This window comes from Natrarchaeobius versutus (genome assembly GCF_041205745.1).
In the GTDB taxonomy this organism is placed as follows: Archaea; Halobacteriota; Halobacteria; order Halobacteriales; family Natrialbaceae; genus Natrarchaeobius; species Natrarchaeobius versutus.
This window is the reverse complement of the sequence record NZ_JBGFCC010000012.1, coordinates 125,500-139,522: the sequence shown is the minus strand read 5'-3', so window position 1 is coordinate 139,522 and position 14,023 is coordinate 125,500. Positions and strand designations below refer to the sequence as shown.

The window sequence follows — 14,023 nt, the reverse complement described above, 5'->3', positions numbered from 1 at the left end:
TGACTGTCATCGAACCGGACAACTCGTTGACGCGGATCAAAGAACGACTCCGATTCAGTCCCCGATCGGTTCTTCGGAAACCACTCGATATCGACTTTCGAAGGAAAAAGTTATTCAACACTGCCCAATGATATGCGATCACTCACAGGTGACGTGATATGGTCAAAATGGAAACAGCAGAGTTGGAAACCGATCTCAGTCTGTTCAAATACGACAATCTCGAGCAGTTGCCGCCGAGATATCGCGACCTCGAAGAGAGTGAGCGGACCGAGCGAATCGAGGCGGCACGCGCGGAACTCGGCGACGACGTCGTGATCTTGGGGCACAACTACCAGCGACGGGAGATCGTCGAGCACGCGGACTTCATCGGGGACTCCTACCAGCTCTCGAAGGAGGCGGCCGAGGCGGACGCCGAGTACGTGATCTTCGGCGGCGTGACGTTCATGGCCGAGAGCGCGGACATCATCACCGACGACGAGCAGACGGTGATTCTCCCGAGCATGGAGGCCTCGTGTCCGATGGCCGGGATGGCCGAGGCCTTGCAGGTCGACGCCGCGTGGGCCGAAATCACGGCGGCCGCGCCCGAGGCGAACATCATTCCGATCACCTACATGAACTCCTACGCCGATCTGAAGGCGTTCTGTGCGAGTCAGGGCGGACTCGTCTGTACCTCCTCGAACGCCCACCGCGCCTTCGAGTGGGCCCTCGAGCGCGGCGACAAGGTCCTGTTCTTGCCTGATAAACACCTCGGCGAGAACACCGCCCACCGACTGGGGATGGAAGACGACATCGCCGAGTGGGACCCGTGGGATCCCGAGGGAAAAGACGCCGAAGAGGTCGCCGAGGCGGATATCGTCCTCTGGGACGGCTACTGTCAGGTTCACGAGCGGTTCAGCGAACACCACATCGACGAAATCCGCGAGGCGCATCCGGACGCGAACGTGATCGTCCACCCCGAGTGTCGCCGCGAGGTCGTCGAGGCGGCCGACAAGGCGGGCAGTACGGCCGAAATCTGTCGAACGGTCGAGGAGGCTGACCCCGGCGAGACGTGGGCGATCGGCACCGAGATTCACCTCACCAATCACCTCCAACGGTGGCACCCCGAAGTGAACGTCCTCCCGCTTTGCGGTGACGCCTGTATGGACTGTAACGCCATGCGCCAGATCGATCCCAACTACCTCACCTGGGTGTTAGAAGAGCTCGTCCGTGACCGGGAACGCAACGTGATCGAGGTCGCCCCCGAGGAGAAAGAACTCGCGAACGTCGCGTTAGAACGCATGCTCGAGGTCTAACGCCGATGGCCGACTCATCCGCCGAATCCGCGGACGCCAGGACTCACGAGACGGCAGACGTTCTCGTCGTCGGAAGCGGCATCGCGGGCTGTTCGGCCGCGCTCGCGGCCGCCGAGGCGGGCGCCGAGGTCCTGGTTCTGACGAAGGCGACGCGTCCCGACGATGCGAGCACCGATTGGGCCCAGGGCGGCATCTCGGTCGCCCGCGGGGACCCAGAATCGCTCAAAGACGACATCCTCGCGGCCAGCGACGGGACGGCAGACGGCGACGCCGTCGACGTCCTCGTTGGGGACGCCGACGAGGCTGTCGAGAACGTCCTCGTCGAGACGCTCGGTATCGAGTTCGACGCGTCGGGCGACGGCGAGTACGACTACGCGCGTGAAGCCGCCCACTCCGAGGACAGAATCTTACACGTCGACGCCGCGACGGGGACTCACATCCTCCGTCCGTTTCTGAACCACCTCGACGGTCACGATCGGATCGAGATCAGGGAGGATACGGCCGCACTCGAGTTGCTCACCCACGAGGGTCGAGTCCACGGCGTCCTCTCGGACGACGAGCCCATCGGCCACCCGATCTTCGCCGGCGCCACGGTTCTCGCGACCGGCGGCATCGGCGCGCTCTATAGCCGATCGACCAACCCCGACGACGCGACCGGCGACGGGATCGCCATGGCCGCGCTCGCGGGCGCCGACGTCGCCGACCTCGAGTACGTTCAGTTCCATCCGACGGCCTCCGCCGACGAGGATCCGTTTTTGCTCTCCGAGGCGCTTCGGGGAGAGGGAGCCCTGCTCCGAAACGCCGATGGCGTACGGTTCATGCCCGACTATCATCCCGACGCCGAACTCGCACCCCGTGACGTCGTCGCGCGTGCCGTCGCGGCCGAGCGTGAGGCGACCGGCGAGGTCGTACTCGACGTGAGCCCTCTCGAGTTCGAAACCGCGTTTCCCGACTTAGCCGAGACGTGTCGCGACCGCGGTCTCGAGGGCGAGGAAATTCCCGTCGCGCCCTGTGAACACTTCCTCTGTGGCGGAATCGACGTCGACCACCGCGGACGGACGACGCTCGATCGACTCTACGCCGTCGGCGAGTGCGCTCGTACGGGCGTCCACGGCGCAAACCGGCTGGCGAGCACCAGCCTGCTCGAGGGGCTCGTCTGGGGACTGCGGGCCGGTGAGGACGCCATCGGGACCGAACCCGAGGTGATCGAACCGCCGGAGTTACGCGACAGCGATCCCGACCTCCCGGATCGGTTCGCCGCCGAAAAGTTCGTTCGCCTCCGCCGGACGATGGACGACTACCTCGGCCTCGAGCGCGACCCCGACGAGATCGCCCGCGCCGGCGCGGTGCTCCGTCGACTCAAGGGCGAGGTCGACGCCTACACTCGGACCCGGACCGCGCGAGACCTCTACGAGCTACGAAACGCAAGCGTCACCGCGCTGTTGATCGCCCGCGCGGCTGGTGAGAACACGGAATCGAGAGGCTGTCACTTCCTCGTCTCCGAGGCCGACGGCCGGTCGACCGAACCGGAGCCCGAAACCGGGCCGACGGCGGACGACTGATCGATGATCACCGACGCAGACGTCGAACGCTGGCTCCGCGAGGACGTCGGCCACCACGACGTCACGAATCAGGTCCCCGGCGAGACGACCGGCCGACTCCTCGTCAAAGAGTCGGGCGTCGTCGCCGGCCTCGAGGCCGCGAGGAGCGTCTTCGAGTATCTCGGCGTCGCGGTCTGCGAGACGCTCGCGGACGGCGCCCTCGTCGAACCCGGCGACGAGGTACTGCGCGTCCAGGGGAGCGCACGCGAGGTCTTGCGGGGCGAACGCGTCGCCGTCAACCTCGCGGGCCACGCCTCCGGCGTCGCGACGCGGACGCGTGCCGCGCTCGAAGCCGCCCGCACGGAGCGCGACGACGTCCGGATCGCCGCCACGCGAAAGACGACCCCCGGCTTGCGCGGCATAGAGAAGCGCGCGGTCGTCGCCGGCGGCGGCGACAGCCATCGCCTCGACCTCTCGCACATGGTGATGGTAAAGGACAACCACGTCGCCGAGATGGGTCTCGAGGGGGCGGTTACCCACTTCCGCGAGCGCGTCTCGTTTGCGACCAAGATCGAAGTCGAAGTCGAGGCGGTCGAAGACGCACCGCGGGCGGCCGAGGCGGGCGCCGATATCGTCCTGCTCGACAATATGCCCCCCGCGAAGACCGAGGCGGCCGCCGAGGCGCTCGAGGGCTACGAAAGCGTCCTCGCGGAGGCCAGCGGCGGGATCACGCTCGAGGACGTCCCCGCCTACGCCGCGACGGGCGTCGACGTGATCTCGATGGGGTCGCTCACGCACTCGGCGCCGTCGCTGGATCTGTCGTTTCGGACCGGGGAGTAGCCCGCAGCCGTCCGTTTCGCGGAGAGAACTGCGTCGTCGACGGAACCGATCGACGCACAGGACCGAGCGATCTTTTCCCCCGGAGCCTGCATTTCAGACCGTGACGGCACCCGTTCGAACCTGTCCGGAACACGGTCCGTTCGAAGCCGACGGTGACGACGGCTGTCCGGTCTGTGGCGCTCGCGGAACACAACTGCTCTCGAGCGATCGCCGCCGCCGACTCTCGAAATTCACGAGCGGCGCGCTCAGACACTTCCCCGACGACGCGGGGCTCGAACTGGACGAACGCGGCTGGACCGGCTACGATGACCTCGTCTCGGCGATCGACCGCACGTACGACTGGGCGAGTGCCCGCCACCTCGAGGCGGTCATCGAGACCGATCCGAAGGGGCGCTTCGAGTGGACGGGCAACGGCGCTGACGGGGAAACGGAACGCAACGACCGCGTCCGCGCCGCTTACGGCCACTCCGTCGACGTCTCCCTCGAGCCGACCGACGCGCCGGTTCCCGACGAACTCTACCACGGCACCGATTCCGGGAATCTCGAGTCGATCCGCACCGAGGGACTGCGGCCGATGTCCCGCCAGCACGTCCACCTCTCGGCGAGTCCGGAGGCGGCTCGGGAAGTCGGCCGCCGGCACGCGTCCGACACAGTTGTCCTCGTCGTCGACGCGGCGAGGATGCTCGCCGACGGCCACCGGATCACGAAACGCGGACGCGAGACGTACACGACGGACGCGGTCCCGCCGACGTCTCTCTCGGATACGGGGGCTGACTCCGCGGACGGGTAACGCGGCGGTCACACCCACGGCGGTGACCGGTGGTCGACGCCCTCCGAAGGGAATAAGTATAAAATGTCCAATCGTTGCGCATGGACACGTCCCGCGGATCGGATCCGAATCCGTTCGAGGAGACGCCCCTGTCACCGAATCACTTCGGCGCACTCAGTGGGGTCGTCGGTCTCCTCGGCAACGGAATCACCGCGTTCTTGCTGTTTCAGGATCCGGTCTGGAGCGCGATCATCGGCCTCGGGACCGGCGTCGGACTCTTCCTGTTCGTTCCCCCAGTGATGGTCGGCCTGCTCGAGGAGCGATTCGGCGATCTGGCGACGCTGGACGGGCAACTGTTCGGCGATCCCCACCGGCTCGCGGCGGGGATCTCGCTCGCGACGGCGAGCGTCGTGGTCCTGGCCTGGCGGATGACGGACGACGACCTCGCCGTCGGCCTCTCTACGCTGTTCGTCGTCACGGTTGCACTCTACTTCGTGCTCGCGTGGCTGTTGCCGAACGTCGACGGACGATGGTGATGGCCCTTGTGGGGGAACGCGACCGATCGCTCGCGAATCGTCTGGGCACCGGTTTGGGTCCGAAACGACTCGAGAAACGGCTATTACGGTTAGACTGGCCTGGAGGACGGACAGACGTCTCGCAGTGGGCGGTTACCGGCGGTCAGTTCGGTTAGCGCGGGCCTCGAGCGTCGCGGTCACCTGTTCGACCGCCTCGCTCGCGGCGCGGGCTCGTTCTTCTTGCGTGATCTGTGCGGTCATGATTATGCGGTTTTCGCGATTCGCCAGGTCGTCGCGGAGGTGTACGACCACTTTTCGATCTCGAGATCGTCGACGGACCCCTGGAGCTGGACCATCAGTGCGCCGATTTCTTTCGGCGAGAGGTCGACGTCGTTCGCGATGAACTTGCCTTTGACGTAGAGGTCGCCGGATCGCTCCTCGAGTTCGTCCCTGAAATAGGAGACGAGTCGCTGTGCTTTCGGGGAACCGTACTGTCCGGAGGGTGAAGCTCGTGTGCTCATGGGTTTAGTTTGGGGAGTGGTTGTGGCCAGCGACCGCGCACGCACCGTAGGCGGTGAGGAAGCTGACCGTGGTCAGTAGCGAAATCGATACGACACCTGTTGCGAGCAAAACGAGTGCGAGTATCGGCAACACGATCGTCGCCCAGAAGGCACTCGCTCGGAGTGGCGAAACGATGGTTTCGCTCACACTGGACGCGTCAGTGGCGCCAGCGTGAACGTGGGGATCAGGGTTCGAAGTCGACGGCATGTGTCTCACCTCGATCATCGCTTGTTCCGCCGACCCCATATAAAGGATGTATCATTAGTCGTGATTCACATCTTTTCACGACTTTCAGCGAAATCTGTTCGTTTCCCGTCGTTTCACGAACTCTTCAAACGACCTCAAAACCCGCTAGAAATTTTAAAACCGATTCTAATGCAGTATCCCGAAAGACGCACACACACCATCTCCGCGTGTATTTCACGTGCTTCGACCCGAATTAATCCCGGTCCATCGGCGTCCAGACCCGCCGATTCGTGCCCGGCCGAGAACGTTTAACCCGCCGACCCGGACGAGTGGTATGGGATTTACAGCCGACCACGTTCCCTACCAGGCCGGTCGGACCGTGGTCGTCACCGGTGCGAACAGCGGAATCGGCCTCGAGACGACTCGAGAGCTTGCTCGCAACGGTGCGACGGTCGTCATGGCGTGTCGCGACGACCGCCGCGGCGTCGCGGCGGCCCGCACGATCAGGGGCCAGATACCCGTTGCCGACGTCCGCGTCGAGACGTGTGATCTCGCCAGTCTCGAGTCGATCCGGGCGTTTGCAGATCGGCTCGCGGACGAGTCGATCGACGTGTTGATCAACAACGCGGGTACGATGGCGATCCCTCGCCGGGAGACCGAAGACGGCTTCGAAACCCAGTTCGGCGTCAACCACCTCGGCCACTTCGCACTCACCGGATCGTTGCTCGCGAACCTTCGTCGTGCCGGCGAGAACGACCGAAACGCACGGGTGGTCACCGTCTCGAGCGGGCTTCACGAACGCGGCGAGATCGACTTTTCGGACGTACACGGGGAACGCGAGTACGATCGGTGGGGGGCGTACGCCCAGTCGAAACTCGCCAACGTCCTGTTCGCGTACGAACTCGAACGCAGGCTTCGAACTGGAGATGCTGACGTCCTGAGTACGGCCGTCCACCCCGGTTACGCGGACACGCAACTCCAGTTTCGCGGTATCGAGGGCCGCGGGACGTGGCTCCGAACGGCGGTTCGCCGGCTCTCGAATGCGGTGTTCGCCCAATCAGCGTCGATGGGTGCGTTGCCGACGCTGTACGCCGCAACCGCGCCGGACGTCGAGGGCGGCGGATACTACGGACCGGGCGGCCTGCTGAACATGCGCGGGCCGCCACAGCGCCAAGCGTCCTCGGATCGGTCTTACGACCGCGAGACTGCGAGACGGCTATGGGATCTTTCGAGCGAACTGACCGGCGTCGAGTACGATCTGCCGGAGCCGAAGCAGTCATCGGCGTAAACGTCTCCATCTGTTCGGTCGTCGAGGGTTTCGAACGGGATTCGTCGACTTCCCCAACCGCAACGTGAAAGGTTCCCCGGTCCAACTCTCGAGTATGAGCGACGACGGCATCCAGCGGGCGAGCGACGTCGGTTCGTCCGACGCGCCGCCGGTCGAGGAAAAGCCCTACAAACTCATCTTCGAGGCCAACAAGTGTTTCGGCGCGGGCAAGTGCGCCGAGGTCAGTGACAACTGGGAGATGTCTCTGGCGTCCGGAATCGCCAAACCGAACGCCTACTTCTTCGACGAGGAGGACTTAGCGCACAACGTCCGCGCCGCGGAGGTCTGCCCGGCGAAAAAAGACGACGGCTGTATCCACGTCGTCGACCGCCGAACGGACGAAGAGATCGCGCCCGATCCCCACGGCGACGGGACGTTGAGCGTCGACTGGTAACGGGTCGGTCGGGAATCGTCCTCGAGTCGAAATCGCTCGAGCGAACACCGAAACGCACATCCACCCCGGCCGACAACGGACGAATGCCTTCTGTGCGAGGGTAGCCAAGCAGGCCAACGGCGGTGGGCTTAAGACCCGCTCTCGTAGGAGTCCTTGGGTTCAAATCCCAACCCTCGCATGTTGCCACGAACACGCGTGAGTGGCAACTGCGCTCTTGGATTTGAATCAGACCGAGGTTCTGCAAGCGGCGCGAGCAGGTTCTCGGGCGTGGTTCGAATCCCAACCCTCGCACGTCGTCGCGAACACCCGTGACAACTGCGTTTATTCGAACGAGAGAAGCTTACAGACCATTGTTGAACGGAGTGAGCGATCGTCTCGGGCGTGGTTCAAATTCACCTGTCGCGAGCAACCGAATCGACCGTCCTCGATTCGAACGAACTCGGTCGTCGTCGACCTCCTCGAGTCGGTCACGTCACGATCGACGTAACCGGTGGCGGAATCTCCTTCGAGACGTCGAGGCCGGTCGCCGAGCCACAGCCTCGAACGCGACCCAACGTGCCATCCACGAGTAGCTCAAACGATCGTTTCACTCTGAGAAGGTGTCTTTACGCCCGCCGTCGAGGCGAACGTATGGATCGATCACGGCGTGGTTTGATCGCCGCCTCGAGTGGTGCACTCGCGGGTGGTGCGCTCTGGTACGCGGCGGGTCGCGTCGAAACGGCAGATAGCGGTTCGCGGAGCGACGACCCAGTCGACGAGCCTGAACCGATCGAGGGTGCCGTCTCCGGCGTCGAGGATCCGTCCGACGTCGACGGGGCGACCCTGGCACAGGTTGTCGAGGCGAACGTCGAGTTCGGCGTCACGATGCTTCGCGAACTCGGCGACGATCCGGGGGAAAACCTGCTCGTCTCGCCCGCCAGCGTCGGCTTCGCGATCGGGATGCTGTACGCTGGCGCTCGAGGCGAGACGGAGACTGCGATCGCGGATGCGCTGGGATTTCCAGCCGACCAGACCGACCTCCATCCGGTACACCAGCAACTCCAGTACGACCTCGACGAACGCGTCGGCGCGGTGACCGACGGGGAGTTCGATCTCGCGGTCGCGAACGCGGTGTGGGGGCTCGAGGAGTACCCGTATCGAGAGCCGTATCTCGAGACGCTCGAGACCCGCTACGGGACCGGCCTCCACGCTGTCGACTTCCGGAGGGATCCGGAGGGCTCCCGCGAGGAGATCAACGAATGGGCGGCCGACCGGACGGACGGTCTCATCGACGAACTGTTCCCTCCGCAGTCGATCGATTCGGATACGCGACTCGTCCTGACCAACGCGATCTACCTGTTGGCCGACTGGCTCGAACAGTTCGACGAGGAACGGACACGCGAGGAGCCGTTTACGACCCTCGACGGTCGGACGGTCGAGGCGAAACTGATGCGCCAGACCGCGGCGTTTCCCTACGCCGACGTCGACGGTCACCAGATCGTGGAACTGCCGTACGTCGGCGAGGAGGTCGGATTGCTCGCGGTGCTCCCGGCCGAGGGGGAGTTCGAGACGCTCGAGGCGAGCATCGACGCCGCCACGCTTTCGACGTTCGTCGACGAACTCGAGGAGAAACGTGGCGAGGTCGTCGTGCCGAGGTTCGAGTTCGACGTCGGGTTCAGTTTGACCGATCTGCTTTCGGAGCTCGGGATGGCGGTCGCGTTCGATCCCGGTTCGGCGAACTTCGACGGAATCGCCGCTCCCGACGACCGTGAGGGGAACCTCTACGTCGGTGACGTCGTACAGGACGCGTACATCGCCGTCGACGAAGAGGGAACGGAGGCGGCCGCCGCGACTGGCGTCGAAGTCGGCGTCGAGTCCGCACCGCAGACGGAGTTTCGATTCGTCGCTGATCGGCCGTTTCTGTTCGCCATCAGGGACCGACAGACAGGTGCACTGCTCTTTCTCGGACGGGTCGTCGATCCGACGCGGTAGCACCGTCTGCGGGCGACGACGTTTGTGCGAAGAATCGACGTCACGTGTTTCGGCGGCTGGCACTCGAGAACGTGGCCGCGCCGACGATGGCCGACAGCGAGGCGGCGGTTCCGGAGACGGCGAGTGCCGACTCGAACGTCAGTCGAACGTGGCCGAGCCACGGAATTCGGAGCGCGCCTTTGCCGACGACCCACTCGGATTTGACGACGTCTGAGACCCCGTCGGGACTGAACTGGTCGTAATGATCGTTGTTGTCGCCTTTCGTGATGAAGCCGTCGTGGGCGGCCGGACATGACGAGACCAACTCGCAGTCAGTCGCCGCCGATGGCGCGTACTCCGGATCGCCCATGGCGACCCAGTCGTCGCCTTCGTCGACCCAGAAGTGGGCCCGATGGATGATCGGGGTCTGGCTCTCGTCGCCGTTAGGTTCGAAGACGATCACGTCGCCGGGTTCGCCGAACGTCTCGTGGTCGGTTCCCACGCCACGGTCCGCCGGAACGACCCCGGTTTCGTCGACCGCACCATCACCCACGAACCGATCGTCGCCGACCAGAAAGACCATGTCCCCGACGTTCGCGTTGGGCTCCATACTCGGGCTCTCGATGGCGACGAGCGGGGGCCAGATACCGCTTACGGCGAACATCAGGAGACCGACGATCGAGACGATCACGACGACGGTCACCGCGTCTCGAGCCAGCAAGGCGACGCCGCTGTCGGCGCTCGTTGCCCGTCGGAGCGTCTCCTTCACCGATCGGTTCTTCCGGCGCTTTCTCGGTGTCGGCTCGTCTCCTGAATCGGAGTTGTCGCGAGTCCCGTCGCTCCCGTCGGCGGATCCTCCAGAGCGAGGGCCGTTCATTACCTCTGCTTCTCGCACGTAGTTATTCAACGTTCCGTCTCCGTCGGCCCACCCGAGACCGGAACCTGCAAGTACAAACGCTTCACGCGGGCCGCTTCTAACCCGGCCGATCGACGATGGCACGGTCGAACCACGCTGACTCCCGGATCGACGCGAACAGGCTCGCGTTCTCGATCGTCGCCGGATCGGTGTTGATCCTCGCGCTCGTCTTCTTGCTCTACTGGATCGGCTTCCTCGAGTATCTCGTGCCGGACCACGGGCCGGCGGCGGACGCCGTTCCGCTTTACTTTCTGGTCGCCGTCACCGCGGTCTTACTCGCGGTCTGGGGCTGGCTCCGGGTTCTCTCGTTGTTGCGCTGAGACGGTCTGCTGTCAGTCATTTCCGGTGTGACCGCAGGGCGGGTCGCGGTCGCACCGGTAAATCGTCACAGCAAACCGTATGAGGTGGCGAGTGACGACTACTCGAGGGCCGCCTCGAGGAGTTCGATCGGCGTCGGCGGCTCCGACGTCGCCGAAGAGCGATTCCCGAGTTGGGTTCGACAGGACGCACCGGGAGCGACGACGCGGTCGCCGTCGCTGTCGGCGACCTGGTCGTAGAGGATCGACGCGATCGCATCGCTCATCGAGGCGTGTTCGGCCTCGTAGCCGAAACTGCCGGCCATCCCACAACAGCCCGAATCCAGCGGGTCGACCTCGTATCCGGCCCGTCTGAGGACGCCGACGGCGTGGTGGTCTTTCCGCGTCGCCTTCTGGTGGCAGTGGCCGTGGTAGGTTACCGTCTCGCCAGCGAGGTCCGGGTCGAACGCGAGTTTCTCGTCCAGTCTGAAGCTGTCGACGTACTCGCAGACGCCGTAGGTAGCGTTCGCGAGCATCTCGGTCGCATCGTCCGAAAGCAGATCGAGGTAGTCGGACTGGAACATGACCGCGTCGGAGGGTTCGATGACGACGACGTCCCAGCCGTCGGCGGCAAGCGGCGCGAGCGTCTCGACGTTTTCGACCGCGGTTTCGCGAGCCTTCTCGAGAAAGCCCTTCGAGAAGGCGGGTCGACCGGTATCGCCGACGTCGTCGGGGAGACGCACGTGGACGCCGGCGGCCTCCAGCACCCGAACCGCGGCCTTGCCGGCCTCGGGGTGGTTGTAGTTGGTGTATGTGTCGGGGTAGACGACGGCCTTCTGGTCTGCGTCGGCCGCCGAGACGCGACAGCCGCCGCGTCGCTCGAACCAATCGCGGAACGTCGTCGCGTGAAACGTCGGCAGGGGGCGACTCGAATCGATACCGACGGTGGCCTCGAGCAGGCGACGGGAGCCGGGGAGTTTCGACGCGGCGTTCGAAAGCGGTGCGAGCCGGGAGCCCCACGCGGAGAGCGTCGCGACCTCGGCGAAGAGCCGATCTCGTAGCGTGGCGCCGTTTCGCTCGTGATACTCGTGGGTCACTTCGGCTTTGAGCTTCGCCATGTCGACCTCGCTCGGGCAGTCGATCGCACAGCCCTTACAGCCGATACACAGCCCCATCACCTCCTCGACGAACTCGTCGGTAAACGCCTCGCCGGGCTCGAGATCGCCGCTCATCGCCTGGCGCAACGCGTTCGCCCGCCCGCGAGTCGCGGTGATCTCTTCGTGGCTCGCGCGGTAGGTCGGACACATCACGCCCCCGGTCGTCGACTGCTCGCCGCGACAGCCGCCACAGCCGTGACAGAGCTCGACCATCCCCTGGAATCCGTTGTCGTTTTCCCACTCGAGGGCGGGTTCGAAGCCGGTCTCGAAGGCGTAATCGGGGTCGAATCGGAGGTGTTCGCGGAGGTCGGTCGGATCGTCCTCCCGGAAGACGACTTGTCCAGGGTTCAAGAGCCAGTCCGGATCGAACGCGGTCTTGAGATCCTGGAACGTCTCCCAGAGGTCGTCGCCGTAGAGCTTCTCGTTCCACTGGGTTCGTGCGCGGCCGTCGCCGTGTTCGCCAGAGACGGAGCCGCCGAGTTCGACGACGAGGTCGGTCACGTCGTCGGCGATGCCGTACAGTTGGTCGAGTCCGATCTCCGTTTTCGTGTTGACGAGCGGGCGGACGTGGAGCACTCCCGGACCCGCGTGGGCGTAGATGCTGGCGTACGTGTCGTGGTCCTCGAGGATCGCCTCGAACCCCTCGACGAACTCCGGAAGCTTCGCGGGCGGGATGCCCGTATCCTCGATGAACGAGATGTGTTTCTCGTCGGTCGTCCGCGAGAGCAAGATCGGGAGGCCGGATTTGCGGAGCTTCCAGAGCTTCGCGCGTTCCGCGTCGTCGTAGGCTTCGATCGCCTCGAGTGCGAGCGCCTCCGCGTCGGTTTTGGGGGCGTCGTCGGCCGGTTCCCCCTCGGCGTCCGCGTCGGGACAGCGGTCGGCGAGGAGGCCGGCGACCTGTTCGCGGCCGTGGGCCACGTCGTCGGCGTAGAACTCCACGAGCAAGACGGCGTTGGTGCCGTCCGGGAGGATCTCGGTCACGGGGCCGAACTCGGCGGTATCCCGCGCCAGGTCGATGAGGACGTCGTCGAGTACTTCGACCGCCGCCGGCTCGTGTTCGAGGATCGGCGCGACGTCGCGCATGGCGTCGTGAAGTTCGGGATAGCAAAGCAAGGAGACGGCTTTGGTCTCCGGAACGGGCTCGAGGGAGACCGTCGCCTCGGTGACGATCGCGAGCGTGCCCTCGCTTCCCGCGAGTACGCGCGCGAGATTGACGGTTCCCGCTTCGCCGGTCTCTTCGCCGCCGGGCAACGTGTTCCCCCGCGATTCGGCGACGAGCCGATCGAGGTTGTACCCCGAGACGTTGCGCTTGAGATCCGGATAGGCCTCCTCGATCAGGTCGGCGTCCTCCGCGAGGATCCGGTCGAGTTCGGCGTAGATCCGCGCCTCGAGATCACCGTCCGGATCGGCGCGTTCCGTGATCTCCGCTGTGCTCACCTCGCCGAACTCCGTGACGGTGCCGTCGGCGAGAACCACCTCACAGGCGTCGATGTAGGCGTCGGTCTTCCCGTATTTGAGCGAGTGTGCGCCGGTCGAGTTGTTGCCGATCGCGCCGCCGATGGCGCTTTTGTCACCCCAGGCGGGATCGGGTGCGAACTTGAGGTCGTGAGCCGCAAGCGTCTCGTTGAGCGTTCCGAGGATCGTCCCCGGCTGGACGGTTGCACGCCGCTCGTCGGGGTCGACCTCGAGGATCTCGTTCATGTGCCTGGTGAAATCGAGGACGACCGCGCGGTTGACGGTCTGACCCGCGAGACTCGTCCCGCCACCCCGCGGGAGGACCGGAATCGTCCGCTCGGCACAGTACTCGAGGATGCCGGCGACGTCGGCCGTCGACTCCGGAAACGCGACCGCGATCGGTGTCACCTCGTAGGGACTCGCATCCGTCGCGTACAGCTCTCGAGAGTACGAATCCGCACGGACCGAACAGCCGACGACACGCTCTAAGTCGTCGACCAGTGCCGGTCGGTCGACGTCGTCGCTCCGATAATCGTAGTTTGCGCGTCGGTCAGTCGCCGGATCGACACTCGGCTCGAGGGACATACCTACATCTTGCCGCTCGCCGGCTTAAAGCGTCGGCCTTTGGCGCTGGCGTGAGCGAGCGTCGTCGCCGGCTTACGGTCAGCGTCAGACGAGAGTGAACGATTACATATCAGATAATATACTATCATGTGACATCGACACTTGGAGGTATCGTCGATCGGCGATCGATTTTCGACGAGCGTCGATCGATCTCCGAAAACTGGTCGCAGACGCATCACGAGCGCCGGCTTCGTCGTCTC

The 14,023-nt window shown here is 64.8% G+C and carries 13 protein-coding genes and 1 tRNA gene; 10 read left to right on the top strand and 4 right to left on the bottom strand.

Annotated features, from left to right (window positions below; genetic code table 11):
- Positions 1–158: 158 nt before the first annotated feature.
- The 5 genes from nadA (at position 159) to AB7C87_RS22320 (ending at position 4,978) form a co-directional block, all read left to right on the top strand.
- The gene (gene nadA, locus AB7C87_RS22340) at positions 159–1,292 is read left to right on the top strand and encodes a quinolinate synthase NadA (protein ID WP_369731735.1); all 1,134 of its coding nucleotides are present in this window, start codon (positions 159–161) and stop codon (positions 1,290–1,292) included.
- A gap of 5 nt (positions 1,293–1,297) precedes the next feature.
- The gene (locus AB7C87_RS22335; RefSeq protein WP_369731733.1) at positions 1,298–2,854 is read left to right on the top strand and encodes an L-aspartate oxidase; all 1,557 of its coding nucleotides are present in this window, start codon (positions 1,298–1,300) and stop codon (positions 2,852–2,854) included.
- Between the two features lie 3 nt (positions 2,855–2,857).
- Complete coding sequence (nadC, locus tag AB7C87_RS22330) at positions 2,858–3,673, top strand: carboxylating nicotinate-nucleotide diphosphorylase (protein ID WP_369731732.1); 816 nt, start codon at positions 2,858–2,860, stop codon at positions 3,671–3,673.
- Between the two features lie 100 nt (positions 3,674–3,773).
- On the top strand, positions 3,774–4,463 hold the full coding sequence (locus AB7C87_RS22325; RefSeq protein ID WP_369731731.1) for an RNA 2'-phosphotransferase: 690 nt from the start codon (positions 3,774–3,776) through the stop codon (positions 4,461–4,463).
- A gap of 80 nt (positions 4,464–4,543) precedes the next feature.
- Positions 4,544–4,978, top strand: coding sequence for a hypothetical protein (locus AB7C87_RS22320; RefSeq protein WP_369731730.1), 435 nt, complete (start codon positions 4,544–4,546; stop codon positions 4,976–4,978).
- Between the two features lie 242 nt (positions 4,979–5,220).
- Here AB7C87_RS22320 and AB7C87_RS22315 read toward each other — a convergent pair whose 3' ends face one another.
- Positions 5,221–5,478: a DUF7123 family protein gene (locus tag AB7C87_RS22315; RefSeq protein WP_369731729.1), complete on the bottom strand. Its 258-nt coding sequence runs from the start codon at positions 5,476–5,478 to the stop codon at positions 5,221–5,223.
- Positions 5,479–5,482: 4 nt separating this feature from the next.
- The gene (locus tag AB7C87_RS24280) at positions 5,483–5,725 is read right to left on the bottom strand and encodes a DUF8028 family protein (protein WP_502260716.1); all 243 of its coding nucleotides are present in this window, start codon (positions 5,723–5,725) and stop codon (positions 5,483–5,485) included.
- Between the two features lie 313 nt (positions 5,726–6,038).
- On the opposite strand from AB7C87_RS24280, the gene AB7C87_RS22310 reads away from it, so the two are divergent.
- The 4 genes from AB7C87_RS22310 (at position 6,039) to AB7C87_RS22295 (ending at position 9,396) form a co-directional block, all read left to right on the top strand.
- Positions 6,039–6,992, top strand: a complete 954-nt coding sequence (locus tag AB7C87_RS22310; RefSeq protein WP_369731728.1) for an oxidoreductase — start codon at positions 6,039–6,041, stop codon at positions 6,990–6,992.
- 94 nt (positions 6,993–7,086) lie between these two features.
- Positions 7,087–7,425, top strand: coding sequence for a ferredoxin (locus tag AB7C87_RS22305; RefSeq protein WP_369731727.1), 339 nt, complete (start codon positions 7,087–7,089; stop codon positions 7,423–7,425).
- Positions 7,426–7,519: 94 nt separating this feature from the next.
- Positions 7,520–7,603 (top strand) — tRNA-Leu (locus AB7C87_RS22300).
- A 452-nt stretch (positions 7,604–8,055) separates the two neighbouring features.
- Positions 8,056–9,396, top strand: a complete 1,341-nt coding sequence (locus AB7C87_RS22295) for a serpin family protein (protein WP_369731726.1) — start codon at positions 8,056–8,058, stop codon at positions 9,394–9,396.
- 40 nt (positions 9,397–9,436) lie between these two features.
- Here the strand turns inward: AB7C87_RS22295 and AB7C87_RS22290 are convergent, their stop codons facing one another.
- Positions 9,437–10,252 (bottom strand): S24/S26 family peptidase, encoded by an 816-nt coding sequence (locus AB7C87_RS22290; RefSeq protein WP_369731725.1) that lies wholly within the window; start codon positions 10,250–10,252, stop codon positions 9,437–9,439.
- Between the two features lie 116 nt (positions 10,253–10,368).
- Between AB7C87_RS22290 and AB7C87_RS22285 the strand changes: the two genes are divergently transcribed.
- Positions 10,369–10,611 carry a hypothetical protein gene (locus tag AB7C87_RS22285; protein ID WP_369731724.1) on the top strand — a complete coding sequence of 81 codons (243 nt, stop codon included), beginning with the start codon at positions 10,369–10,371 and terminating at the stop codon, positions 10,609–10,611.
- A gap of 98 nt (positions 10,612–10,709) precedes the next feature.
- On the opposite strand, the gene AB7C87_RS22280 is transcribed toward AB7C87_RS22285, so the two are convergent.
- A complete protein-coding gene (locus AB7C87_RS22280; RefSeq protein ID WP_369731723.1) occupies positions 10,710–13,784 on the bottom strand; it encodes an FAD-binding and (Fe-S)-binding domain-containing protein in 3,075 nt (1,024 codons plus the stop codon).
- Positions 13,785–14,023 lie beyond the last annotated feature (239 nt).